This window comes from Thermoflexus hugenholtzii JAD2 (assembly GCF_900187885.1).
Classification (GTDB): Bacteria; Chloroflexota; Anaerolineae; order Thermoflexales; family Thermoflexaceae; genus Thermoflexus; species Thermoflexus hugenholtzii.
Genome location: NZ_FYEK01000027.1, coordinates 287,743 through 310,895, shown reverse-complemented (window position 1 = coordinate 310,895; position 23,153 = coordinate 287,743). Strand labels below are relative to the sequence as shown.

At 66.3% G+C, this 23,153-nt stretch carries 24 protein-coding genes; 2 read left to right on the top strand and 22 right to left on the bottom strand.

Going from position 1 to position 23,153, the window contains the following annotated elements:
- Positions 1–12 precede the first annotated feature (12 nt).
- The 3 genes from CFB18_RS07610 to CFB18_RS07600 all read right to left on the bottom strand — a co-directional run bounded on the left by CFB18_RS07610 (position 13) and on the right by CFB18_RS07600 (position 2,699).
- Complete coding sequence (locus tag CFB18_RS07610; protein WP_088571199.1) at positions 13–933, bottom strand: SDR family oxidoreductase; 921 nt, start codon at positions 931–933, stop codon at positions 13–15.
- A complete protein-coding gene (locus CFB18_RS07605) occupies positions 930–1,715 on the bottom strand; it encodes a response regulator transcription factor (RefSeq protein ID WP_088571198.1) in 786 nt (261 codons plus the stop codon). Before CFB18_RS07605 ends, CFB18_RS07610 begins: the two co-directional genes overlap by 4 nt.
- 294 nt (positions 1,716–2,009) lie before the next feature.
- Positions 2,010–2,699 (bottom strand): response regulator transcription factor, encoded by a 690-nt coding sequence (locus tag CFB18_RS07600; protein WP_088571197.1) that lies wholly within the window; start codon positions 2,697–2,699, stop codon positions 2,010–2,012.
- 264 nt (positions 2,700–2,963) lie between these two features.
- Here CFB18_RS07600 and CFB18_RS07595 point away from each other — a divergent pair, with 264 nt between their 5' ends.
- Positions 2,964–5,756 (top strand): glycosyltransferase family 39 protein, encoded by a 2,793-nt coding sequence (locus tag CFB18_RS07595; RefSeq protein WP_159461631.1) that lies wholly within the window; start codon positions 2,964–2,966, stop codon positions 5,754–5,756.
- Positions 5,757–5,791: 35 nt separating this feature from the next.
- Here CFB18_RS07595 and CFB18_RS07590 read toward each other — a convergent pair whose 3' ends face one another.
- The 16 genes from CFB18_RS07590 to CFB18_RS07515 all read right to left on the bottom strand — a co-directional run bounded on the left by CFB18_RS07590 (position 5,792) and on the right by CFB18_RS07515 (position 20,011).
- Positions 5,792–6,436 (bottom strand): YkoP family protein, encoded by a 645-nt coding sequence (locus CFB18_RS07590; protein ID WP_088571195.1) that lies wholly within the window; start codon positions 6,434–6,436, stop codon positions 5,792–5,794.
- A gap of 3 nt (positions 6,437–6,439) precedes the next feature.
- A complete protein-coding gene (locus CFB18_RS07585) occupies positions 6,440–6,793 on the bottom strand; it encodes a DMT family transporter (RefSeq protein WP_088571194.1) in 354 nt (117 codons plus the stop codon).
- 74 nt (positions 6,794–6,867) lie between these two features.
- Positions 6,868–7,971: a DUF763 domain-containing protein gene (locus CFB18_RS07580; protein WP_088571193.1), complete on the bottom strand. Its 1,104-nt coding sequence runs from the start codon at positions 7,969–7,971 to the stop codon at positions 6,868–6,870.
- Positions 7,972–7,982: 11 nt separating this feature from the next.
- Positions 7,983–8,558, bottom strand: a complete 576-nt coding sequence (gene rsmD, locus CFB18_RS07575; protein ID WP_088571192.1) for a 16S rRNA (guanine(966)-N(2))-methyltransferase RsmD — start codon at positions 8,556–8,558, stop codon at positions 7,983–7,985.
- Positions 8,558–9,370 carry an NAD+ synthase gene (locus CFB18_RS07570; RefSeq protein WP_088571260.1) on the bottom strand — a complete coding sequence of 271 codons (813 nt, stop codon included), beginning with the start codon at positions 9,368–9,370 and terminating at the stop codon, positions 8,558–8,560. The genes rsmD and CFB18_RS07570 overlap by 1 nt, the downstream gene beginning before the upstream one ends.
- 80 nt (positions 9,371–9,450) lie before the next feature.
- Entirely contained in the window at positions 9,451–9,867 is a 417-nt protein-coding gene (locus CFB18_RS07565) for a secondary thiamine-phosphate synthase enzyme YjbQ (protein ID WP_088571191.1), read from the bottom strand.
- A gap of 18 nt (positions 9,868–9,885) precedes the next feature.
- Positions 9,886–10,419, bottom strand: a complete 534-nt coding sequence (locus CFB18_RS07560; RefSeq protein WP_088571190.1) for a phage terminase small subunit — start codon at positions 10,417–10,419, stop codon at positions 9,886–9,888.
- A gap of 139 nt (positions 10,420–10,558) precedes the next feature.
- Positions 10,559–11,701: a DUF3048 domain-containing protein gene (locus CFB18_RS07555; protein ID WP_159461630.1), complete on the bottom strand. Its 1,143-nt coding sequence runs from the start codon at positions 11,699–11,701 to the stop codon at positions 10,559–10,561.
- A 164-nt stretch (positions 11,702–11,865) separates the two neighbouring features.
- Positions 11,866–12,102: an FmdB family zinc ribbon protein gene (locus tag CFB18_RS07550; protein ID WP_088571188.1), complete on the bottom strand. Its 237-nt coding sequence runs from the start codon at positions 12,100–12,102 to the stop codon at positions 11,866–11,868.
- 101 nt (positions 12,103–12,203) lie between these two features.
- Complete coding sequence (groL, locus tag CFB18_RS07545) at positions 12,204–13,841, bottom strand: chaperonin GroEL (protein WP_088571187.1); 1,638 nt, start codon at positions 13,839–13,841, stop codon at positions 12,204–12,206.
- A 55-nt stretch (positions 13,842–13,896) separates the two neighbouring features.
- The gene (gene groES / locus CFB18_RS07540; RefSeq protein ID WP_088571186.1) at positions 13,897–14,199 is read right to left on the bottom strand and encodes a co-chaperone GroES; all 303 of its coding nucleotides are present in this window, start codon (positions 14,197–14,199) and stop codon (positions 13,897–13,899) included.
- Positions 14,200–14,244: 45 nt separating this feature from the next.
- Positions 14,245–14,688 (bottom strand): Hsp20/alpha crystallin family protein, encoded by a 444-nt coding sequence (locus CFB18_RS07535; RefSeq protein ID WP_088571185.1) that lies wholly within the window; start codon positions 14,686–14,688, stop codon positions 14,245–14,247.
- Between the two features lie 106 nt (positions 14,689–14,794).
- Entirely contained in the window at positions 14,795–15,250 is a 456-nt protein-coding gene (locus CFB18_RS07530) for a BON domain-containing protein (RefSeq protein WP_088571184.1), read from the bottom strand.
- 121 nt (positions 15,251–15,371) lie between these two features.
- Positions 15,372–17,261 (bottom strand): molecular chaperone DnaK, encoded by a 1,890-nt coding sequence (gene dnaK, locus CFB18_RS07525; protein ID WP_088571183.1) that lies wholly within the window; start codon positions 17,259–17,261, stop codon positions 15,372–15,374.
- Between the two features lie 345 nt (positions 17,262–17,606).
- Positions 17,607–18,899, bottom strand: coding sequence for a thiamine pyrophosphate-dependent enzyme (locus CFB18_RS07520; protein WP_088571182.1), 1,293 nt, complete (start codon positions 18,897–18,899; stop codon positions 17,607–17,609).
- The gene (locus CFB18_RS07515; protein WP_159461629.1) at positions 18,896–20,011 is read right to left on the bottom strand and encodes a hypothetical protein; all 1,116 of its coding nucleotides are present in this window, start codon (positions 20,009–20,011) and stop codon (positions 18,896–18,898) included. Before CFB18_RS07515 ends, CFB18_RS07520 begins: the two co-directional genes overlap by 4 nt.
- Before the next feature lie 226 nt (positions 20,012–20,237).
- Here CFB18_RS07515 and radA point away from each other — a divergent pair, with 226 nt between their 5' ends.
- Positions 20,238–21,602 carry a DNA repair protein RadA gene (radA, locus tag CFB18_RS07510; RefSeq protein WP_234977026.1) on the top strand — a complete coding sequence of 455 codons (1,365 nt, stop codon included), beginning with the start codon at positions 20,238–20,240 and terminating at the stop codon, positions 21,600–21,602.
- Positions 21,603–21,606: 4 nt separating this feature from the next.
- Here the strand turns inward: radA and CFB18_RS07505 are convergent, their stop codons facing one another.
- From CFB18_RS07505 to CFB18_RS07495, 3 genes are read right to left on the bottom strand one after another with little or no spacing between them, the layout of a single operon-like run.
- Complete coding sequence (locus tag CFB18_RS07505) at positions 21,607–22,332, bottom strand: DUF72 domain-containing protein (protein WP_088571179.1); 726 nt, start codon at positions 22,330–22,332, stop codon at positions 21,607–21,609.
- Positions 22,332–22,877 (bottom strand): hypothetical protein, encoded by a 546-nt coding sequence (locus CFB18_RS07500; protein ID WP_088571178.1) that lies wholly within the window; start codon positions 22,875–22,877, stop codon positions 22,332–22,334. The genes CFB18_RS07505 and CFB18_RS07500 overlap by 1 nt, the downstream gene beginning before the upstream one ends.
- A 27-nt stretch (positions 22,878–22,904) precedes the next feature.
- On the bottom strand, positions 22,905–23,150 hold the full coding sequence (locus CFB18_RS07495; protein ID WP_088571177.1) for a MoaD/ThiS family protein: 246 nt from the start codon (positions 23,148–23,150) through the stop codon (positions 22,905–22,907).
- Positions 23,151–23,153 lie beyond the last annotated feature (3 nt).

Here is a 23,153-nt window from a genome sequence, read left to right as displayed (position 1 = left end):
GGGAGGCTCCCCTCACCGCCGAGCCCGGAAGAAGGCTACGGTCCGCTCCAGCCCCTCCTCCAAGTCCACCCGCGGGCGCCAGCTCCAAGCCCGCTTTACCCGCTCCGCGCTCAGATAGATGCGGAAGGTCTCCCCGGGTTTCGGCGGGCCATAGATCGGCTCCCGGCGGTAGCCGGTGATGGCCGCCAACATCTGGAAGATCTCGTTCACCGTGGTCCCCCGCCCGCTCCCCAGGTTGAAAACCTCCGCATCCCCGTTCTCCAGGGCCATCCGGTTCGCTTCCACCACATCCTCCACATACACGAAATCCCGCATCTGCTCGCCCGTGCCGTTGATCACCACCGGCTCGTCCCGCAACATCCTCCCGATGAAGATGGCCACCACCCCGGCCTCCCCCTCCGGATCCTGTCGGGGGCCATACACGTTCGGGTAGCGCAGGACGGTATAGCGCAGCCCATAATGGTGATGGAACAGCGCCAGGTATTGCTCCACGATGAATTTGGTGACCCCATACGGGCAGAGCGGACGGATCGGGTGATCCTCGTCGCAGGGTAGGTAGACCGGCTCCCCGTAGACCGCACCCCCGCTGGAGATGTAGATGAACTTTTTCACCCCATACTGCAGGGAGAGGCGGATCAGGTTGAGCGAGCCCAGCACGTTCACGTCCGCGTCATACATGGGATCCGCCATGGAGATCCGCACGCTCATCTGGGCCGCGTGATGATTGACCACTTCCGGGCGCTCGCGCTCGAACACCTCCGCCAGGGACGGGCTGCGGATGTCGATCTCATAGAAGCGCGCCCGCGGATTCAAGTTCTCCCGCCGGCCCGTGCTCAGATTGTCCACCACCACGACTTCATGCCCATCGGCGATCAGCGCGTCCACCACATGGGAGCCGATGAAGCCCGCCCCGCCCGTGACCAGACATTTCATGGCTCAACCTCCTGGAAGTCCTGGGGTTGTGAGGAAGCCTTTGAGGGATGCGGGCAGAAGCGGTAGCCCACGCCCCACACCGTCACAATGTATCGGGGGCGGGAGGGATCCGGCTCGATCTTGTTCCGCAGATGACGGATATACAGCTTTAGATAATGAGGATCCCATCCCTGATCTTCCCAGCCCGCCTGGAGCAGAGTCTCATGGCGGACCACGCGACCGGCGTGCTGAAGCAGGCAGGCCAGCAACCGGTATTCAATACGGGAGAGACGAACCCGCTGCCCCCGAACCCTCACCTCCTGCAGGTTGAGATCGATAACCAGATGATCGTCCGCATAGTAGGTCAGCGCCCGCTGATGCCCCTGCCAGGCCTGACGGCGCAGATGGGCTTGCATGCGGGCCTGCAGCTCGATCAGGGCGAAGGGCTTGGGGATGAAATCGTCCGCTCCCATATCGAAGGCCCGCACAATGTCCTGATTCGAGCGGGCTGCGGAGATCACGAGGATGGGGCTGGAGGTGGCTGCTCGCAGCTGCTGACAGAAACGGAAGCCGTCATGATCTGGAAAGACGAGCTCGGTGAGGATGAGATGGGGGGTCACCACTGGGAGCATGGCCAGGGCCTCCGTAGGCCCGGAAGCCACATACACCTGCATCGGTTCCGCACTCAACGCCTGCTGAAGCAGCTGCCGCATCTCCGGACTGGGGTCCACCACCAGAACCCGCAGCGCCGCATCGCCGTTGAAACCCCCTCTCGCCGGCTCCTTTCGCGTCCCATTCACCATCGCCTATCCCTCCCCTTCTATCTTGGGAACCCAGGGAGAACCGGACCATGTCCCACCCCCAGGACCGCCCCGTCTCTTCCTCTTCCTCTCACACTTTACCCAACAGAAGTTGGAAAAGGTGGAGATTTTCGTTTGAATTCATTTGGAAGGCGGCATCGGCGAGGGGGCAAGCTGGACGGATCGACGTTGCGGGATATGCTGCCGAACTTTGGAGAGGAATAGAAGACCGGGGAGGCCGCCGGAGGTCTCTCCCAGGCCCTCGAAGGAGGAGCGGGATTTTAGATCATGAAGCGCTCATCCTTCACATTGAAACCGGTAACCGATCCCCCACTCTGTGAGGATGTAACGAGGGTGACGAGGATCTGGCTCGATTTTCTGACGGAGATAGTGAATATACAGTTTGAGGTTGTCCACATCCTCCGCGTATTCAGGGCCCCAAACCTGGGTGAGGAGATAACGGTGGGGGAGCAGACGCCCGGGGTTGCGCATCATCACGCTCAACAACCGGAACTCCAGGGGGGTGAGCGATACGGGGCGCCCGGCCACCGTCACGGTATGTTGATCCAGGTCCAGCACGATCTCCCCGCACCGGTAAACCCCCTGCTCCGGCGGCGGCTGGCGCTGGGCTCTTCTCAGGAGGGCCCGGATGCGGGCCAGTAGCACATCTGTTTCATAGGGTTTGGTCACATAATCGTCCGCTCCCACCTCCAGGCCTCGGACCACATCCGGGGTCATCCCCTTGGCCGTCAGCATGAGGATCGGGACCTCGGAGACCTGGCGGATCCGCCGGCAGACCTCATAGCCGTCCATCCCCGGCATCATGATGTCCAGGATCACCAAATCCGGTCGTTCCGACTCCAGCATCCGCAGCCCTGTCTCTCCATCCAGGGCCGCCAGAATCCGATATCCGGCCCCTTCCAGGCGCTTGCGGAGCAGATCGATGAATTCCCGATCGTCATCGATTACCAACAAAGTAGGAGACATCGGGAGATCCCCTCTCTTTGCGGTCTGCATATCGGGCATTGAAGATAAGAACCATCCGGATCCCTTCATGGCTCACCCCGAGCGCCAATTATTTTGAGTTGAGTATAGAGGAGGATCGCCACTCTGGATATAGGACTTTCGTCCCCCCTGGTCGGTTCGCCGGAGGGGGCGATCCCGCTTACCATGGGATCCCTGGCCGGAGCCCGGGCCGGCAGGGGCCTGCTCGGGCTTCGGACTCCGATGGACCCTGGGAGGAGCGTCGGGATGTCCTTAAGCCGCCGGATAGGGGTTTGGATCCTTCTGCTGGGGTTGATCCTGATGGCCTTCGCCTTGCGGCTGCACCGCATCGCCGTCCAGAGCTGGTGGTGGGACGAGGGCTATAGCACCTATCTGGCCCGCCACGGCTTCCTCACCGCCATCCGCATGACCGCGGTGGATATCCATCCCCCGCTTTATTACTTGTTGCTTTCCCTATGGGGATCTTTCACGGGATACACCGAGTTCACCACCCGCTTTCTTTCCACGATCTTCGGCATCCTGATCCTTCCCCTGCTCTACCGGGCGGGCCGGGAGGGAGCCGGGCGCGCCGTGGGGTTGCTCGCCGCCGGCCTGGCCGTCCTGGCCCCCGCTTATGTGTATTACTCCCAGGAAACCCGGATGTATACCCTCTTCGCCCTGGAATATCTCATCGCCCTCCTCCTGCTGGCCCGCCTGATGAAGACCCGGCGCTGGCCGGCTTCGACCCTCGCCGCCATCGGGGTGGCAGAGGCCGCCATGATGTATACCCACTACTTCTCGGTGGTCGCGGTGGCCTTCCTGAACCTGACCGCCCTTCTCCTGCTCCTGCGCCAACCCATCGAAGATCGTCGATGGAATCTCCGACGCTGGGCGCTGGCCCAGGCGCTGGTGGTGCTGGCTTACGCCCCCTGGCTCCCGCCCGCCTACCGCCAGACCGGCCAGCACAGCGATGAGCGGGCCACGTTCCCCACGCTGCCCGAGTTCCTCTCCCTCACCTGGCACTTCTTCAACATCGGCATCCGGGAGGTGCTCGGGAAGACCGGTGAGCCGCCCCCCCGCCCCGGCTTCGTCGGGGCCTCCGCAGCTTATGGGCTCGCCTTCGCCGGGGCCCTGGCGCTGGCCCTCTGGAGCCGGCGGCGGGACCTCCGCCGCGTCCCCGCCGCCCCGGCGCTGTGGCTGGCCGCCTTTGCGGTGCCGCTCCTGCTGGTCTTCGGCATCACCCGCTGGAAGCCCATCGTCCACCCTCGCTACATCCTAATGCTCACACCGGCGCTGCTGCTCACCGACGCCTTCCTGATGGTGGATCTCTGGCGGGCGCAGGGCCTCCGACGTGGGCCCACTCGTCTCCTCGCGCTGGCCCTCGCCGTGGCCATCGGCGCCACCTTCCTCCAGGGGCTGTGGATCGTCTACTATGACCCCGCCTTCTTCCGGGAGGACGTGCGGGGGGTGGCCGCTTATCTCACCGGGGTGACAACCCCGGATGACGCCATCGTGGTGGACTCAGAGGAATATACGCTGCAACAATATTACGCAGGGCCTTCCCCCATCCAGGGGATCAAGATGCGGGGGCGGGAGGCGGAGGGGCTGGCGGAGCTCCAGGCGATCACCGCCGGCAAACGGCGCGTCTTCCTCCTGCATTGGTTCCGCTCGGTGACCGACGACAAGCGCTTCATCCCCTTCCTTCTGGAACGAGCCGGGCGGCTGATCGATCACCGGGAGTTCCCGGGATACACCCTCTGGGTGTATGAGCTGGAGCGCCCGGTGGCGATGCCGCCGCTGCAGCCGGCGGCGGTGAACTTCGGGGATCGCTTGCTTCTGTCCGGCGTCTTCTACGAAACAGAGGGACATGCCGGCGAGGGGATCGCCGTCGCCCTCCGCTGGCGCATGCCGGCTCCGATCTCCGAGAACCTGAAGGCGGCGGTCAGCCTCCTGGACGCCGGCCGGCAACGCGTCAGCGGGATGGACTGGATGCTGATGAATGACCTCCACCGCTACACCGCGCGCTGGACCCCCGGCGAGGAGACCACCACGTATTTCGTGGTCCCGATCCCGCTGGGCGCGCCGCCCGGGCCCTACACCCTCACTGTCACCCTATATCGAGAGCCGGATCTCAAAGGGCTGGACATCCTAGACGAGGCCCGCAATCCGGGAGGGCGGAGCCTCGTCCTGGGCGCCATCCAGGTGGATCCGCCCCGGATGCAGGTGGACCCCTACGGCACCATGTCGGGGATCCCTCAGCTCCCCGCCCCAGTTCCCCTGGGGGACGGCCTGGAGCTGCTGGGCTTCCGGCTTTCCACCTCCGCCGTGGCGCCGGGGGAGCCCCTCCATGCATCGCTTCTGCTCCGAGCCACACACCCCGGCCTGCCGGATCGACCGCTGACCCTGGAGCTCCTACGAGGAGGGGAGATCCTTGGGCGACAGCAAGGAGATCCAGGCTACGGCCGCTATCCGGTCTCCCGGTGGATCCCGGGCCTGCCTGTGCTGGACCGTCGCACGCTCTGGGTCTCCCCCGAGGCGACGGCGGGGAAAGCCGAAGTGCGCTTGCGCTGGGGAGAGGGGGCCTCCTTCTCGCTGGGCACGGTGGAGATCGCCGGGCGCCCGCGCCGGTTCGAGGCCCCGCCCTTCGACATCCCGGTGGGCCGTCGGTTCCCCGGCGTCGCGGAGCTGGTGGGGGTCACCCTGGATCGGACCACCCCACAGGAGGGGGAAAGCCTCACCGTGAAGCTGGTCTGGCGGGCGCTGAACGAAACGCCCATCGAGCGTCCCTACGTGGTCTCGGTGCAGGCCCTGAACGCCGAGGGACGCCTGATCGGCCAGGACGACCGGCCGCCGGCGGACGGACGCTCCCCCACCACCTCATGGGTCTTCGGGGAGTTCATCGAGGATCCGCATCCGGTGACCTTCCGGGAGCCCCTGCGCGGGGAGGGCCGCCTCATCATCGTGATGTATGACCCCGAGACCATGCAGCGCTTGCGGGCGGAGGACGGAAGCGACCACATCCTTCTGCCCGTGCGCATTCATGGGCCTGCGGCGCCATAGCGGCAAGGGCCCCGCTCCCACTTCCGGTTCAACGCTCAGGACGCAGCCTGCGTCCCCTCAGGCGGAGGAGGAGAGATGCGGGCTTCTCCTCTCAAAGAATGCGCATTCCCGTAGCGCTCCAGGAAGCGCTCACGGGAGATCCAGAACTCCACCCGTTCCAGCTGATACAGGCACTTGCCGCGCAGGCTGGCGGGGTTGTAAGCCTGCATCAGCATCCACACGTAAAGATCATCCATCCGATAGCGGAGCCATCGCCAGCCGCTCGCCCCCCGTTCCACCCGAAACACCTCAAAGCCCAGGTCGCGGATCAGCCCTCGCATGGGATTGATCAGCGAGGTCTCCCCTCGGAGCGCCCGGGCCTTCCGGGCCTCCGGATGGCTCTCCATCCACCGCGCGATCAACCGGAGGGAGGCGATGGCCTGCCGGTAGAACTGCAGACCCCAAGCCAGATCCGGACCCTCCGGGGGCATGCGGGGGATCCTCTCGTTCCACAGATGGAGCTCAAGGATAGGCTCTCCTCGGCGAAGCCGGGTGCCATCGCAAAGCACGAGGTCACGCGGACATGCGCCGATGGCCACCCGGAGCAGACACCGAGGGTCATCGGTGAACTCCCGAACGCCATGCGCGCGCCGCAGAAGAGGATCCAGCTGGTGGACGAAGGCCTCCATCACGGTCTGCATGGTTCAGCGCCCCCCGGCGATCAAGGTGATTCCCAGCACCACCAGCACGGTCCCCAGCCATTTCGACCACCCGATGGGCTCGTGAAAGATCAGCCAGGCGGTGAACACCTGGACGCTGGCGAAGCCCAGCCCCATTGTGAGACCCACCGCGACGTGGACCGGGAGCCAGCGAAGGAGCGCAGTGTAGGTCAGGACGCTCAGGAAACCCGCCAAGTTGCCCAGGGCCTGCCAGGCCAGGAAAGCGGTCGCTGTCGTGCTCCCCGCGGAGCGCTTGAATCCGATGTTGGCCACCACGACCAGGACCTGGTAAAGCAAGACGAGCAAGGGGATCCGCACCGAATGGAGCAGGCCGGACATCGCGCACCTCGTCCGAATGGATCGGTTCATCCTTCGCCGGGTTGAGGGGGCGGGGAGGTTTTTCACGCCTCGGGTCATGGGGACGGGTGTTCTGACCGGAGGAGGGCACGCTGCCACTCGGCCAGGCGCCGCAACGCTTCAAGGCGTTCCCGATCCCCTACCCGGGCCCGGGCCACCGCCTCGTGCAGGATCCGGATCGAACGGTCATAGAGGGCCCGGTCTACCGGGAATGGATGGCGATCCTTCCCCCCGTGAGCGAAGGCGAAGCGGGCTGGGTCCCGGAACGACAGGGGGGTGCCGTAGAGCAGCTCCGCCAGGAGAGCGAGGGCCCGGATGGTCTTGGCGCCAACCTGAGGGAGGCCGAGCAGCTCCGCGAACGAAGCCGGTTGCGCCTCATAGGTCTTCACGAAGATCGAGGCCAGATGATCCGGGTGGATGTCCCGGAGCAGGATCTCGTGGTGCGGCGGGAGACGCAGGCGCTGCAGGCGCCGGAGCTCCTGAAGCAACCGCCAGGGCTTCTCGCGGGAGAGCTCGGCCACCGCATGTCGGGCCGCCTCCGCCTCCGCTGCAACCATGTTGAGGGGACGGGTCCGCTCATCACAGCAGACCGCGGCGTGGGGTTCGTTCACGAAATCCACGACTGTCTCGCTCAGCCAGTGATACCGGCGCGCATAGCGGTTCTCCAGGTTCATCCCCTGCTGGATCACCGCCCACCGTCCCTCTCGATCGAAGACCATCACGTGATGGTAAATCTGATAGCCATCCTGGAGAGCGTGGTTGTCGACCTTCGCCGCCATGCGGCTGGCCTGGATCAGGATTTCGGGGCCACTTCGGAGGTACGCGGCGGCCGCCGCGATCTCCTCCGGCGTGCGCCGCGAGGCCCTCCCCTTCCCTCCGGCCACGAACAGGCCCAGCTCCCGCCCGGCGTCCTTCAGGGCTTCCTTCAAAGCCCCGCAGACCACCGTGGTGAGGCCGCTGGAGTGCCAGTCATAGCCCAAGACGCAGCCGAAGGCCTGGAACCAGTAAGGGTCGCTCAGGCGACGGAGCACCTCCGCCGTCCCGAACTCATCGACCAGAACGGTGATGATCTCCCGGGCCAGGGCGGTCATGCGGACGAAGAGCCAGCGAGGCGCCCGGCCTGTATGGAGCGGAAGATCCGCGAACCCGGTGCGCGGCATGATCAATGTCCTTACGAAGTCCTTCGCTCCCTATGCCCTTCTCCACGACTGTAAAACAGGAGATGAGTGCTCCCGTAATCCCGGCGGTCGACCAGATCCAGGTGATGGAGGGTCAGCGTTTCGAACTCGCGCGGGTGGATCTGGACCACGACCCGTCCCTCCGGGGCGATCCACTCCGGCCGGGCGTCTAACTGCTCCAGGGTGCGGCGCCACCAGCCTCGATACTGCGGGGGCGCGATGTAGATGAAATCAAAGGCCTCCGCGCGGGCGGAACGCAGGAACGTGAAAACATCCGCTCGCACCACCCGGGCCCGGTCCGCCAAGCCGGTCTCCCGGAGGTTTTCCCGCAGCACCCGGATCGCCCGAGGGTCCTTCTCCACGAACACGGCCTCCGCCGCCCCGCGGCTCAGGGCCTCGATGCCCACGCTTCCGGTGCCCGCGAAGAGATCAAGGACCCGCGCCCCGACGATGCGGGGGCCCAGGATGTCGAAGAGGGCGGTCTTCACTCGATCGGTGATCGGCCGGGTGGCGGAGCCCGGCAGGCTCTTCAACCGGCGGCCCCGGGCCGAGCCCGAGATCACCCGCATCAGTGCCCCCAGTCTCGCAGATATCGGAAGTCGATGCCCACCGTGCGGGAGGTCAGCTTGGCGATGATCGGCGTCCTCCGCTTGAACTGGGTGTCGCGGACCATCCGCCACAGGCGGCGGACGGTCTCCGCATCGAAGCCCAGGCGGATCACCTGCTCCGGCGTCATCCGCTCCTCCACCAGCAGGTAGAGGATGCGGTCCGCCTCATCGTAGGTCACCCCCAGCTCGCCCTCATCGGTCTGGCCCACCCAGAGATCCGCTGTGGGAGGCTTGCGGATGATCTCCTCAGGCACGCCGACGGCGCGGGCCAGCTGGCGGACCTGGTTCTTGTAAAGATCCCCCAGGGGGGCCAGGGCGTAGGCGCCGTCGCCGTAGAGGGTGAAATAGCCCAGCAGGATCTCCGTCTTGTTGCTGGTGCCCACCACCATCCCGCCCCACGCCGCCGAGAGGTCGTAGAGGATGATCATCCGCATGCGGGCCATGACGTTGCCTCGCCGCCGGGCATCCATGTCCGGGAACCGCTCGAAGAGCGGCTCCACCATGGGCGTGATCTCCACGGTCTCCGAGGGGACGCCCAGCTGCTCGATGACCAGATGGGCGTGCAGCAGGCTGTCCGGCGAGGAGGTGCGATAGGGCATGCGCACCGCCAGCACGTTCTCAGGGCCCAGGGCCTCCGCGGCCAGGAAGCACGTCAGCGACGAGTCGACCCCTCCCGAAAGGCCGATCACCGCCCGCCGCAGGCCGAACTTGCCGATCTCATCCCGGATGAACCGCACCAGCACCCCGCGCACCAGCTCGGGGTCGATGCGCATCCGCTCATCCACCCACTCCCGGATCCGCTGCGGATCCGGCACCCCATCTCGCTCGATGATCTTCCAGGATCGCATCCCGCTCACTCCCCCAGGATCTGCACCACGATCTCACGCTGGCGGGGGCGGACGTCGAAATCGATCAGCACGATCTGCTGCCAGGTCCCCAGCAACAGACGGCGCTCCCGGAAGGGAACCGTGAGGGAGGGCCCGATCAGGGAGGCTCGCAGATGGGAATGTCCGTTGCGGTCCCCCCAGCGCAGATTGTGGCGGTATTCCCGATCTGCCGGGACGGCCTCCTCGAACCAGCGCTGCAGATCCTCCACCGCTCCCGGTTCGAACTCCATGGTGGTCAGCCCGGCGGTGGAGCCGGGGACGAACAGGGCGACGATGCCCGCCTGGAGGCCGGAGCGAGCGACGGCCTCCGCCACCCGCTCCGTCAAATCCACGATGTGGTTGTTCCCATGCGTTCGCACCGTCAGGCGCTCGGTGATTACCATCTCCCTCACCTCCCTCGGTCAGGAGGCGCTCTCCTCCGGGCCCATTCGCTCCATGCGTCCCAGGAGCCGCAGGCTCTCCAGGTCCTCCAGATCCGCCGGGCGATGCCGACGGAACAGCGCCCGGACGTCCCGGAACTGCTCCGGGGTCGCCTGGCCCAGCATGCGGGCGATGTCCGCCAGGTCCTGCAGCCGGCCTGCCTCGAATTTCATCAGGATCAGGTAGGGCAGCGGCATGATCGGAAGCCCGGCCTCGTCCCGATTCCCCTGGGCCGCCTCCAGGGCTTCTTCAGCCCAGGGATCGTGCAGCTCCAGCACATCGAGGCGCCATCCTTCCGGGGAAACCCAGGAGGATCCCGGGATCGCCAGCTCCCCTTCATACCAGAAGCGGGCCGCCTGCAACCGCCGTTGGGCCTCCGGCCCATCCGCGGCCCGGATGGCAATGTCCAGAGCCTGGGTTGCCCGCTCCGGCATATAATAGCGGGCCGCCATGGCGCCAACGACCGCCCACGGGATGGGATCGAGAACCGCGCGCAGGTCAGGAAGGCCGGACACAGGCGACCTCCGGGCGAGGAGCTCCCACCGGCTCCCGGCCCCCGGCCGGGCGCGCCGAAGGGCCATCCGGATTAAGGTTTTCCGAATCCGAGTTCGAGGATCCATGCTTGCCGCGCGGACAAGGTTTCCCTTCGCTCCGTTAGGGTATCTGGATCCGCATATCCAGCGGGACCATCTGGAACCAGGTGTTGCCCGGCTTCAAGGGGATGGGCTGCCCCTGGGCGTCCACGAAGCGGAGCATGTCCTCCCGCCGAAAGCGTTGCCACTGCCCTTCGAACATCCGCCCATCCCGGAAGATCTGGACCGGCCCGCTTCCCCAGATCTGGATCTCAATGGAGTAGTTGCCCAACCGGTCCTCCAGGATGTCCGTAGTCTGGTGATGGGCGTAAACCACGACCACGTTCGCGGCGGAGAGCTGGCGGCCTGTGAGGGCATCCATATGGGGCTGACCAGCCGTCCAGCGAAGCCAGCGTCCGGACCCGGAGTCGTAGCGCCAGGTGACCGGCTCCACGCGATAGGGGATGATCAGCGTGGAGACCGGCCGGCCGCCGGGTGGGGGCTGTTCTGAGAACATCATCCCCCGCAGGTTCGGACGGGTGTTGATCCCGCGACGGGTGGCTTCCTCCCAAAGCCGCCGGGTGCTGGTGAAGAGGGTATGCTCCAGGGCCACGCCTTCGCGAGGGATGCGCCAGAAGATCGGGGCTCCGACCCCGAAATCCGGGCTCAGGGCCCGCTCGAAGAAGTCCGAGTTCCGGATGCGGGCGTTGACGCCGGCGCTGGCCCCGGAGTAGGCGAGGATAGCCTGGAACATCGCAGGGATCTCCAGATCGATGAGCCGGGCGCTGCGCACGGAGCCCACCGGCTCGGCGTCCTGGCTCAGGAAAACTGCGGTGAAACGCGTCACCCCGCCCTCCGCATAGTGTTCAAAGACCAAATCGGCCAGATCCACCCCGGACTGGGGTCGGACCACCGGAGGGTAGTTCGAGATTTTGATGGCCAGGGGCCGTCGGTTCAGCACAGCGGGATCCGGCACGCGCAGGCCGGTGAGGGGGTTCACATCGGGCGGGAGCTCGCTCGACCATACCGGCGGGGTGGGGGTCGGCGAAGGAGCAGGAGAAGGGGTGGGTGAGGGCTGGGGTGGAGAATCCACCGCGACGAGGGGAGGCGGCATGGTCGGCGTCGGAAGCCGAACCTCCCCCGCCGTCGTGCGGAAGGCGCAGGCGCTGAGTCCCATTACCCCGAGGATCATGAGCCATCGAGGCGGCCGCATCCTGAATCCCATATCTCCTCCTCCTAAAGGATCTCTCCTGTTTGAAGTATAAACCGGGCGAGACCGGCCTGTCGCAGCGCGCGGTGGGAGATCTTTCCCACAAACAAAACGCTGGGGGCCCGGCCGGCGTCCGCCGCGCCGACCTGGCCCCCAGGCCCCTGTGGGAGGGCGGCCGTTCATTCGGAGGACGAGGAGGACGAACCGCTTTCGGACTTCTCCTTTCCCTTGTTCGTGGACTTGCGGCTCTCGGTGATGTACCAGCCGTCGCCTTTGAAGATGATCCCGGCGGGGGAGAGCACCCGACGCACGCCCGGGTGGCCCTCCGGGCAACGCTCCAGAGGAGGATCGGTGAAGCGTTGCTGTTGCTCGAAGCGGATGCCGCAGACCGGGCACTCGTATTCATAGATGGGCATCGGCCATCACCTCCTGCGTCAGCAGGCTGTCAGGCGATCCGGGAAAGGGACAGGGGCGGGCCGAGGACCCGCCCCTGTCGGATCCGGGCTTCGACCCGGGATCAGAACTCCTCGGACGGCGTCGGCGTGGTCTCCTTCTTCTTCTCCGGCACCTCGGTGACCAGGGCCTCGGTGGTGAGGATCATGGCCGCGACGCTGGCGGCGTTCTCCAGGGCGGTCCGGGTCACCTTGGCCGGGTCGATGATGCCCGCCTCCACCATGTCCACGTATTCGCCGGTGAGCACGTTGTAACCGATGTTCGAGTTGTTCTTCTCCTTCTGGAGGCGGCGCACCATCTCCACCACCACTGCGCCGTCCTCGCCGGCGTTCTCGGCAATGCGGCGGAGCGGCTCCTCCAGGGCGCGGCGCACGATGTTGATGCCCGTCTGGACGTCGCCATCGGCCTTCAGGTTATCCAGGGCCTTAGCGGCGTTCAGCAGGGCCACGCCGCCGCCGGGGACGATGCCCTCCTCCACCGCGGCGCGGGTCGCCGACAGGGCGTCCTCCACGCGGTGCTTCTTCTCCTTGAGCTCAACCTCGGTGGCCGCGCCGACGCGGATGATGGCCACCCCGCCGGCCAGCTTGGCCAGCCGCTCCTGGAGCTTCTCGCGGTCGTAGTCGCTGGTGGTCTTCTCCATCTCCGCCTTGATCTGTTCAATGCGGCCCTTGATGGCCTTCGGATCGCCGCGCCCGCCGATGATGGTGGTGTCATCCTTGGTCACCACCACCTTGTCGGCCCGGCCGAGGTCGGAGATGCGCACGTTCTCCAGCTTGCGGCCCAGCTCCTCGCTGATCACCTGCCCGCCGGTGAGGATGGCGATGTCCTGGAGCATGGCCTTGCGGCGCTCGCCGAAGCCAGGAGCCTTCACCGCCACGGCGTTGATGATGCCCCGCAGCTTGTTGAGCACCAGGGTCGCCAGGGCCTCACCGTCCACATCCTCAGCGATGACCAGCAGGGAGCGGGTCTCGCCCTCCTGGAGGAGGCGCTCCAGGACCGGGATGATATCCGCCGCGGCGGAGATCTTCTTGTCGTGGATCAGGATGTAGGGGTTCTCGAGCACGGCCTCCATGGTCTCGGGGTTGGTCACGAAGTAGGGCGAGATGTAGCCCCGATCGAACTGCATCCCCTCCACATACTCGGTCTCAAAGGGCAGGCCGGTCTTGGACTCCTCCACTGTGATCACGCCGTCCTTGCCCACCTTGTCCATCACCTCGGCGATCAGGTTCCCGATCTCCGGGTCCGCCGAGGAGATGGCGGCCACGTGGGCGATGTCGTCCTTGCTCTGGACCGGCTTGGCCATCCGCTTGATCTCCTCGACCACGGCCTTGACGGCCATCTCGATGCCCTTCTTCAGGAGCATCGGGTTGGCCCCCGCGGCCACGTTCTTCATCCCCTCCGTGACCATCACGTGAGCCAGGACCGTCGCCGTAGTCGTCCCATCGCCGGCCACGTCGTTGGTCTTGGTGGCCGCCTCCTTGAGGAGCTGCACGCCCATGTTCTCATAGGGATCGGGCAGCTCGATCTCCTTGGCCACCGTCACCCCATCGTGGGTGATCGTGGGGGCCCCCCACTTCTTGTCCAGCGCCACATTGCGGCCCTTGGGCCCCAGCGTGGTCCCCACCGCGTTGGCCAGGATGTCGATGCCGCGCTTCAGGCGGCGGCGAGCCTCCTCACCGAAAACCAGCTGCTTGGGCGCCATCTCCGATCACCTCCTTCTCTGGGATTAAAGGTTGAGGGGGAGAGGTTTTTCGCCCCTACTCCTCAATGATCGCCAGGATATCGCTCTCCTTGAGGATGAGGAGCTTCTTGGTGGTATCCACCTTAAACTCGGTGCCGGCGTATTTGGCGAAGAGGACGCGATCGCCGACCTTGACCTCCATCGGAACCCGCTTGCCGCTCTCATCCACGCGCCCCGGGCCCACGGCGATCACGCGGCCTTCCTGAGGGCGCTCCTTCGCCGTCTCCGGGAGGATGATGCCGCTCGGGGTCATCTCCTCCCGCTCGATGGGCTCCACCACCACCCGATCCGCAAGCGGTCGAAGTTTGAGCTCCGCCATCTCTGCCCTCCTCGGGGAACTCAGATTAGGGGGTTGAGAGACTGCTTACTTCACCTTGACTTTAATCGTCCGCGCCTTCACCGCCTCGGCTTTGGGCAGCCGCAGGGTCAGGACCCCATGCTCGTATTCCGCCGTGGCCCTGTCTGCGACCACCTCAACCGGGAGCACAAAGGAGCGGGTGAAGGCGCCGAAGCGACGCTCCTGACGCACCCAGGATCCCTCCCGGGCCTCCTGCTCCTCCCGGAGCTCCCCACGGAGGGTGACGGTGTTCCCGCTCACCGTCACTTCCAGATCCTCCGGCCGGACCCCGGGGACGGCGGCTTTCACCACCACCTCGTCCTTGGTTTCGTAAATATCCACCGCCGGCCAATCGGCGGAGCCAAAGAAGAGGGAGGGACGGGCGAAGGCCTCGTCCAGGATGCGGTCAATGGCCCGCCGAAGGGAGAGGACCTCCTGGAAGGGATCCCACCGGCGGATCTCGCCAGCCATCGCAGGCCTCCTCGTGCCGTTCCTGGGATCGGGGCGTTCCATCCCCCTATCGTAATTCGGCTGTGTTAGAGCCGCGCAAGAGCCGCATAAGAGTTTCGTAAGAGCCTCAGGCTGCCCGCCGGGCCAGCGCCTTCACGCGCAGGTTGTTCACCACATTACGAACGCCGCGGACGGAGCGGGCGATCTCCTCCGCGCGCTGGCGCGCGGCCTCATCGGGCACCCAGCCAGCCAGCGTGACATCACCCTGGACGCTGGTGACCAGCACCCGGGCGCGCGGCGGGCTGAGGTCTGGATCCGCCGCCAGGCGCAGGCCCAGCTCGGCCTCGATCTCGGGATCCGAGATCAGATCGTTCTGCACTTCCCGCACTCCCGGCACCGCCCGGGCGAGGGTCTCCGCCATACGCTTCATGGAAGTGGAAGGCACCACCCCCTCCAGGATCACCCGTCCGTCCCGCGCGCAGATCCGGATCAGATGGAAATTCACGCGAAGGGGATCATAACGGTAGAGGCGCTCTTCCACCTTCGCCTGCAGGGTCGCGTCGTCCATCACATCCAGATCCATGGGTTCCGCTCCGGCTGGGAGTGAGGAGAAGGTCTGGAATGATGAACGCAGGATGCGCGCCGGTTCGTCCTCCCCGGCCTCCGTTCTTCTGAACGGAGACCGGGGAGGAGCTCGATCGGCCTCAGACCTGGCGGTATTCGCCCTCCACGACCTCGCCCTCGCCCGAGGGCCGGGAGCTGCCCGAGCCGCCGGTCGCCGCAGCCCGCTGATAGACCGCCTGGCCGATGGCCAGGGCCGCCTGGCGCAGCTCCTGGGTGAGCTGCCGGATGCGGGCCGTGTTGTCCGTGCCCATCGCCTCCTTCAGCTGCCGGATCAGGCCCTCCAGGCGCTCGCGGTCCGCCGGGCTCACCTGATCGCCCAGCTCCCGCAGCGAGCGCTCCACGCTGTAGATCATGTTGTCCGCCTCGTTGCGGGCCTCGGCCAGCTCACGCCGGCGCCGGTCCTCCTCGGCGTAGCGCTCGGCCTCCTTGAGGAGCCGCTCCACCTCCTCCTTGGACAGGTTGGTGGAGGCGGTGATGGTGATCTTGGCCTCCTTGCCGGTCGCCCGATCCCGGGCCGAGACGTTGAGGATGCCGTTGGCATCGATGTCGAAGGTCACCTCGATCTGCGGCACACCCCGCGGCGCCGGCGGGATGCCCTCCAGGCGGAATTGGCCCAGCAGGATATTGTCCGCCGCCATCGGCCGCTCGCCCTGGTAGACCTTGATGTCCACCGCCGTCTGGAAGTCCTCGGCGGTGGTGAAGACCTCGGTCTTGCGCACCGGGATGGTCGTGTTGCGCGGGATGATCACTGTCATCACCCCGCCCAGGGTCTCCACCCCCAGGGAGAGCGGCGTCACGTCCAGGAGCAGCACATCCCGGACCTCGCCGGCCAGCACGCCGGCCTGGATCGCCGCGCCGACGGCCACCACCTCGTCCGGGTTGACACCCTTGTGCGGCTCCTTGCCGGTCAGCTCCCGGACCAACTGCTGCACCATGGGCATGCGGGTGGCACCGCCGACCAGGATCACCTCGTCGATCTGCTCCGGGCGCAGCTTGGCGTCCCGCAACGCCTGCTCGAAGGGACCCTTCAGCCGCTCCACCAGATGGCGGGAGAGCTGCTCGAACTTGGCCCGGGTCAGGCGCATCTGAAGGTGCTTGGGCCCATCGGCCGTGGCCGTGATGAAGGGCAAGTTGATCTCCGTCTCCATCAGGGTGGAGAGCTCGATTTTGGCCTTCTCGGCCGCCTCCTTCAGGCGCTGCAGGGCCTGGCGGTCCTTGCGCAGGTCGATCCCGTGCTCCTTCATGAACTCTTCGGCTACATAGTCGATGATCACCTGGTCCCAATCATCACCGCCCAGGTGCGTGTCGCCCGCCGTGGCCTTCACCTCGATCACGCCGTCGCCGACCTCCAGGATCGACACATCGAAGGTCCCGCCGCCCAGGTCCCACACCAGGATGATCTCGTTCTTCTTCTTGTCCAGCCCGTAAGCCAGGGCCGCGGCCGTGGGCTCGTTGATGATGCGCAGCACCTCCAGCCCGGCGATCTTCCCTGCGTCCTTAGTGGCCTGGCGCTGGCTGTCGTTGAAATAGGCCGGCACGGTGATCACCGCTTGGGTGACCGGCTCGCCCAGGTAGGCCTCAGCGTCCTGCTTCAGCTTGCGCAGGATCATCGCCGAGATCTCCTGGGGCGTGAACTCCTTGCTCACCGCCGGGATGAACACCCGGGCGTCTCCGTTGGGCCCCTCCACCACCTTATAGGGAACCCGCCGGATCTCCTCCAGGACCTCGTGGTAGCGCCGGCCCATGAAGCGCTTGATGGAGAACACGGTGTTCTCCGGATTGATGATGGCCTGGCGCTTGGCCGGCAGGCCCACCAGGCGCTCCCCGGTCTTGGTGAAGGCGACCACCGAAGGGCAGAGGTTGCCGCCCTCGGCGATGGGGATCACCTTGGGCTCCCCGCCCTCCATCACAGCAATCACCGAGTTGGTCGTCCCCAGATCAATGCCGACGATCCGCCCCTTCTTGGCCATCGGAGACCTCCTCCGCAGGATTCATCGGTTCCCCTCCTTCCGAATGGGAAACGCCCGCCAGGGGGGCGGGTCGCCGGATCCGCATCTGCGCCGACGGGAAGGGCCCACGCTGAGCCAGCGCCGTCGGCGCTGTGGGCGATGGCAACCGGGCGTAATCACACTGGCACGGCCCTCCCTGGGCGCATCCCAGGCAACAGTAAGCGTGCCGGCCCACCCGGACCGGCTGCCAGTCGAACTCAATCCCGCAGTTCCGGCAGACCCACGCCACGGATCCCCCCTGTTCTCCACGGCCCCCATTTTAGGCCGCTTCCATTAGAAGATCATTAGAGGAACAAAGGCATTCCATCAGCCGCCGCTCCCGCCGTTCTCACGCGGGAGCAGATGGAAGGGGAACTGCGAACCCAGGGGGCTCTCCCGGATGGCCTCCTGAAGGGCCTCCAGGGGGAGGATCCCGGTTTCCTGAAGGACCACCCCCAGCGCATACAGGGCGGCGTAGCGAGCTCCTGCGGGTTCCCGGAAACGCCGGAGCCGCACCTCCGCTCCGGTCTCCGGGACCGACAGGGAGGCCTCCAGCCAGAGGATCCCCCGACGCATCCCTCGAATCCGATCCTGCTGATGGGAGAGGCCATCCTCAGAGGTGATCACCACCGCATCCGGCTCCTGAACCCCCGGATACAGGATGGGATCCGCGGAGAGGATGAGCTCCGCTGTGGAGAAGCCTACCCCCACTGTCACCGGATAGCTGCCCCGGCGGGCCACATGGAGCCCGGCTGCCATCGCCGCGCGGGCCAGGATCATCGCCGCCTGCTGCACCCCCTCCCCGGCGGAGCCGCTCAGGACCAGGGCCCAGCGTCCCCTCAGGGTAGAGTGGAATTTCGTCTCCACCGGAGGGAGGTCCAGCAACCCCGGGCCGCGCGGGCCCGGAGATCCGTCTGCCGCCTCAGGCAGGCGGAACACAGGCCGGGGGGGGCGCGCCCAGGTCCCGAGGGCCAGGCCGGCCTCTTCGACCAGGGCCTTCAGCCGCAGGCCCGGATTCCACTTCACCCCATATTCCACACAGAGCTCCAGGACCTCCACCAGCGCGAACCCCTCCGTCCTCATCGCCCGGTGGAGGACTTCGGAGAAATCCCCTTGCCCGAGGACACGGGCCACGAAGGAGGCCCCGGCGTCGAACGCCAGCTGGCAGAGATCATGGGGAGGCAACTTCACACCTTGCGGGGTGATCGCCGTGCGGAAGCCCCGGGGGGTCAACCCGCTGGGCTGGCCACCGGTCATCCCGTAAAGCATGTTGTTGTGCACCACCACGGTGAGATCCACATTCATCCGCGCCGCTTCCAGGATGTGTTGCAAGCCGATGGTGGCCCCTCCATCTCCGACGTAAACAATGACCTTCTTACCCGGTGGAAGCCCCATGGCAATCCCTGCCGCCAGGGCTACCGCCCGCCCATGAAGTCCATGCACGGTATGGGTGGCGAAGTGGCCATCAACGATGCCGTGGCAGCCGATGTCCGTGACCAGGATTACATCCAGGGGATCCACCCCCAGGATCTCCAGCGCTTTCACCGTGCTGCGCACCACAAAGTGGTGCCCGCAACCCTTACAGAAAGGCAGATCCGGACGGGTCAGGAAGGCGCTCATGGAGCCAGGACCTCCCGAACGATCTCCTCCGGACGCACCATGCGCCCGACCGCGCCCACCCGGCGGACATGGTCAGGGGTCCGCCACCCGAAGAGCAGACGGGCCAGCTGGCCCTGGGTGTTTTCCTCTGCGATCACCACCCGGGGATATCGGGCCAGCACTTCATAGTAGATCGCGGGGATCGGCAGCAACGTGCGGATGAGAAGCAGGGAAACCGGCACGCCCTGGGCCCGCAGGATCGCCGCGGCCTCCCGGGCCGCCCCGCTGGTAATGTCATAGCTGACGATCAGCGCACGCGCCCCCTCCTGCTCGTCCAGCTCATAAAGGACTGGCGTGAGCGCCTCGATTTTCTCCCCCAAACGGCGTGTGTTGGCGATCGCCTCCTCGTCGGCTGACCGCAGGATCCCGGAGCGATCGTGCGTGGAGGCGTTCAACCGCACCGGATGGCGCTCGTTGCCCACCGGGAGGAAGGGAGGGACCAGACCATCCCCTGGATCATAGGCCCGATATGGGGCGGATCCCTGATAGAAAGAGCGGCGGATGGGCTCAATCGGTGAGAGGCGGCTCAGGTCGAAGCTGTGCTGCGTCATCACCATCTCTTTCGAGCTGAGCAGAACCACAGGTGTGCGCAGATCTACAGCGGTTTGCAAAGCGATCGGCGGCAGCCGCCAGCAATCCTCAAGATCCGCGGGGCAAAAAACCGGGAGCGGATAACCCCCGGAGATCAGGCCGTCCAGAAGCAGCACGTCCCCCTGCGCGCCGACCGTAGCCGTCCCCGTGGAGGGTCCCAGCCGCTGGACCAGTATGATCAGCATGGGGAGCTCCATCATATAGGCCATGTTGATGGACTCCACCATCAACGCGAAGCCCGGGAAGGAAGTGGCGGTCACCGGTAAAAAGCCGGCGGCGGAGAGGCCCGCCATCCATTGAAGCGCGGTGATCTCATCGGGAGCCGGCAGGGCGATGGGGAAGCGCTGGCTGGCATATGAGAAGATCAGATTCGCAGGGGTGATCGGATAACCTACATAAACGTCCGCTCCGGCCTGCACGCAGGCCTCAACGATCAAACGGGATCCGTCCAGGAGAACCCGGTGCGCGCGATCGGCCTCCATGGAAGCCATCCCCTTTGTGAAAGATCCCCACTCCCCCAGCGCGCCCCGGTTCCCTGCTCCCTCAAAGGATCATCCCACAGACGACGGGAAGCAGCAAATCCGTGCACGGGAGGGATCCCCTCTCGCTATGTTAAAATGATGGCGAGCAAGCATGCTCCATTCGCGGACCTCATCGTCGGAAGCTGCGCAGAACAGGCCTGGCCTCCCATCGATCTGGAGATCTGACGTGGCGCGACCGCGAACGCAATATGTGTGTCAGAAGTGCGGGGCGGTGCACCCGAAGTGGATGGGGCGCTGCCCGGACTGCGGGGAGTGGAACACCCTGGTGGAGATGTCCCCCGCTCCCACCGTGCGGGCGGTGGGCCTCGCCGGGAAACCGGGGGCCCAGCCGGTGCCGCTTCCGGCGGTGGCAGCCGCTGAGGTGACGCGCTGGCCGCTGCCCATCGGGGAGTTCGCCCGGGTGCTGGGCGGCGGCGTGGTGCCCGGCTCCCTGGTCCTGGTGGCCGGCGATCCGGGGATTGGGAAATCCACCCTCCTGATGCAGCTGGCCGATCGCATGGCCGGCCCCGATTTCCCCGTCCTCTATATCTCCGGGGAGGAATCCCTCGGCCAGCTGAAGATGCGCGCCGACCGCCTGGGCTTACACAATCCCCATCTGTATCTCCTAAACGAAACCCGGATGGACGCCCTGGCGGATCACATCCAGGGGATGCGCCCCCGCCTGGTGATCGTGGACTCCATCCAGACCGTCTACGTGGAGGAGATCCCTTCCCCTCCGGGGAGCGTCAGCCAGGTGCGCGAGTGCGCCGTCCGGTTTCAGGCCATGGCCAAGAACCTGGGGATCACCATCTTCCTGATCGGCCACGTCACCAAAGCGGGGCTGATCGCCGGGCCCAAGCTGCTGGAGCACATTGTGGACACCGTCCTTTACCTGGAGGGGGATCGGTATCACGCCTTCCGCCTGCTGCGCAGCGTGAAGAACCGGTTCGGGGCCACCTCGGAGGTGGGGGTCTTCGAGATGCGCGGGGATGGCATGGCCGAGGTGCCCAACCCCTCCGAGCTCTTCCTGGCCGAACGCCTCATCCAGGCCTCCGGCTCCGCCGTGGCCGTGACCATGGAGGGCACCCGCCCGCTGCTGGTGGAGATCCAGGCCCTGGTCAGCCCCGCCCCTCCCGGGGCCGCCCGGCGCACCGCCAACGGGGTGGATCCTTACCGCCTCCTGCTCCTGGTCGCCGTGCTCACCAAACGGGTGGGCCTGCGCTTGCACGATCACGACCTTTTCGTGAACGTGGTGGGGGGGCTGCGGGTGGACGAGCCAGCCGCCGACCTGGCCATCGCCATGGCCATCGTCTCCTCCGCCCGGGACCGCCCCCTTCCGCCGGACATGGTGTTCATCGGGGAGGTCGGGCTATCCGGGGAGCTGCGGGCCGTGGGACATATGGAGCTGCGCCTGGCGGAGGCGGCCCAGCTGGGCTTCCGGCGCTGTCTCCTCCCCCGAACCGCCCGACGCCTGCGGGAGATCCCGCCCGAGCTCACCCTGCTGCCCGCGCGCACCCTCGCCGAGGCGATCGCCGTGGCGTTCCCCGGATGACCGCTCACCCCAGCATCTCCCGCAACTCCATGGCGTTGATCACGGCGTGGCCGAAGGCGTCGTTATTGAAATACACGTAGACCTCATAGCCAGCATGCAGGAACCCCCGGATGCGCTCCGCCCAGGCCGCCAGCGCTTCGCGAGCGTAACGCCCCGCATAGAGGGCCGTCGATCCATGAAACCGGATATACACCACCGGCCCGGTCACCCAGAGCGGAGGGGAGAGCTCCGGCATATCGAACAGACAGAAGGAGAGCGCGCCTCGGGCCAGCACCTCCCGCACCGGCTCAATCCACCAGCGGGGATCCCGAAGCTCAAACACGTGAAGCATATCCGGGGGGAGGAGGGCCGCGAACGCCGCCAGGCGGCCGGGATCCGGTGGCCACCCGGGAGGAAGCTGATAGAGGATCGGCCCCAGGCGATCGCCCAAGCGCCGAGCGCGCTCCAGAAAGCGCACGAGGGGGTCCGCGCAATCTTTCAGCCGGCGGACATGGGTGAGATACCGGTTGGCCTTCACGGCGTAGCGGAAGCCTTCCGGGGCTTGGTCGCGCCAGCGATCGAAGGTCGCCTCGGAGGGCAGACGATAGAAGGTGTTGTTGATCTCCACCGTGTCGAAATGAGCCGCGTAATAGGAGAACCAGCGGCGCTGCGGGAGATCTTCGGGGTAGAACACGCCGCGCCAGTGGGGGTAAACCCACCCGGACGTCCCGATCCAGCAACGGGGGCCCATCAGCGCTCCCCCAGGATGATAGCGCTGCGGTCCGCGCCCCGGGCCACGGCAGGGGCTTGAAGGGCTGCCTCCTCCAGCGCCTTCATCCGTGCGGCCAGCCCTTCGATCTCATCGAGATGGAGCCGCAACGTCTCCGCCAGATCCAGCAAGGCCTGGATCAGGTGACGTTCAAAGGCATGGCGGAAGGCAGCCAGCGAATCGAAAGCGATGCGCTCGACCTTCGCCCCGTGCTCGCTCAACCACAGGGCCGCCGCCGGGCTGTGTGGGACCTCTTTCACGAAGACCAGGGTTCGCTTCCGTGCCCGGACCGCCCGTCCCCACTCCAGCCCCATGGGGGCGGCGTAATCCATGCCCAGGATGAAGACATACAGATGCGCGGCCTCCACGGCCTCCAGGGCGGGGGCGAGGGCCTCCCCCGGCTTCGGGGTGTGCCGGATCTCCCACCCCAGCCGGATCGGGAGGCCGGCCACCACCTGCCCGACCACTTCCCGCTCCGCCTCCAGGTCCGGACTGCTGCTCACAAAGAGCCGGATGGGCTCGGCCATGGCCTTGTTTCAGGGTGTCGCCGGGGATTATTCGGCGCCCCCCACCACCGGTGGGAAGAGACGAACCACATCCCCGGGTTGAAGAGGCGTATCCAGCGTGGCCTGGACTTCGTTGACGAAGACCGCGTGGATCAGCTCCAGAGGGATCCCCAGCGCCGCCGCGACATCGCGAGGGGTGCCTCCCTCCGGGATCTCCACCGGGATCCCTTCATCCCGGATCCCGGTGGGGCGGTAGCGGCGCAGGATCGCATGCAGCTTCGCCGTCACCTGCATCGG

Excerpts from the sequence above, each read along its gene's own strand:
- CFB18_RS07595 (WP_159461631.1), top strand. The coding sequence starts at position 2,964 with ATGTCCTTAAGCCGCCGGATAGGGGTTTGGATCCTTCTGCTGGGGTTG.
- CFB18_RS07535 (WP_088571185.1), bottom strand. The coding sequence starts at position 14,688 with ATGGCTGGCGAGATCCGCCGGTGGGATCCCTTCCAGGAGGTCCTCTCC.
- CFB18_RS07570 (WP_088571260.1), bottom strand. The coding sequence starts at position 9,370 with ATGCGCATCGACCCCGAGCTGGTGCGCGGGGTGCTGGTGCGGTTCATC.
- CFB18_RS07520 (WP_088571182.1), bottom strand. The coding sequence starts at position 18,899 with ATGAGCGCCTTCCTGACCCGTCCGGATCTGCCTTTCTGTAAGGGTTGC.
- CFB18_RS07610 (WP_088571199.1), bottom strand. The coding sequence starts at position 933 with ATGAAATGTCTGGTCACGGGCGGGGCGGGCTTCATCGGCTCCCATGTG.
- CFB18_RS07565 (WP_088571191.1), bottom strand. The coding sequence starts at position 9,867 with ATGGTAATCACCGAGCGCCTGACGGTGCGAACGCATGGGAACAACCAC.
- CFB18_RS07555 (WP_159461630.1), bottom strand. The coding sequence starts at position 11,701 with ATGGGATTCAGGATGCGGCCGCCTCGATGGCTCATGATCCTCGGGGTA.
- CFB18_RS07580 (WP_088571193.1), bottom strand. The coding sequence starts at position 7,971 with ATGCCGCGCACCGGGTTCGCGGATCTTCCGCTCCATACAGGCCGGGCG.
- CFB18_RS07500 (WP_088571178.1), bottom strand. The coding sequence starts at position 22,877 with ATGGCCGAGCCCATCCGGCTCTTTGTGAGCAGCAGTCCGGACCTGGAG.
- groL (WP_088571187.1), bottom strand. The coding sequence starts at position 13,841 with ATGGCGCCCAAGCAGCTGGTTTTCGGTGAGGAGGCTCGCCGCCGCCTG.
- dnaK (WP_088571183.1), bottom strand. The coding sequence starts at position 17,261 with ATGGCCAAGAAGGGGCGGATCGTCGGCATTGATCTGGGGACGACCAAC.
- groES (WP_088571186.1), bottom strand. The coding sequence starts at position 14,199 with ATGGCGGAGCTCAAACTTCGACCGCTTGCGGATCGGGTGGTGGTGGAG.
- CFB18_RS07590 (WP_088571195.1), bottom strand. The coding sequence starts at position 6,436 with ATGCAGACCGTGATGGAGGCCTTCGTCCACCAGCTGGATCCTCTTCTG.
- CFB18_RS07530 (WP_088571184.1), bottom strand. The coding sequence starts at position 15,250 with ATGGATCTGGATGTGATGGACGACGCGACCCTGCAGGCGAAGGTGGAA.
- CFB18_RS07550 (WP_088571188.1), bottom strand. The coding sequence starts at position 12,102 with ATGCCCATCTATGAATACGAGTGCCCGGTCTGCGGCATCCGCTTCGAG.
- CFB18_RS07515 (WP_159461629.1), bottom strand. The coding sequence starts at position 20,011 with ATGGAGGCCGATCGCGCGCACCGGGTTCTCCTGGACGGATCCCGTTTG.
- CFB18_RS07505 (WP_088571179.1), bottom strand. The coding sequence starts at position 22,332 with ATGGGCCCCCGTTGCTGGATCGGGACGTCCGGGTGGGTTTACCCCCAC.
- CFB18_RS07585 (WP_088571194.1), bottom strand. The coding sequence starts at position 6,793 with ATGTCCGGCCTGCTCCATTCGGTGCGGATCCCCTTGCTCGTCTTGCTT.
- rsmD (WP_088571192.1), bottom strand. The coding sequence starts at position 8,558 with ATGCGGGTGATCTCGGGCTCGGCCCGGGGCCGCCGGTTGAAGAGCCTG.
- CFB18_RS07605 (WP_088571198.1), bottom strand. The coding sequence starts at position 1,715 with ATGGTGAATGGGACGCGAAAGGAGCCGGCGAGAGGGGGTTTCAACGGC.
- CFB18_RS07495 (WP_088571177.1), bottom strand. The coding sequence starts at position 23,150 with ATGCAGGTGACGGCGAAGCTGCATGCGATCCTGCGCCGCTACCGCCCC.
- CFB18_RS07600 (WP_088571197.1), bottom strand. The coding sequence starts at position 2,699 with ATGTCTCCTACTTTGTTGGTAATCGATGACGATCGGGAATTCATCGAT.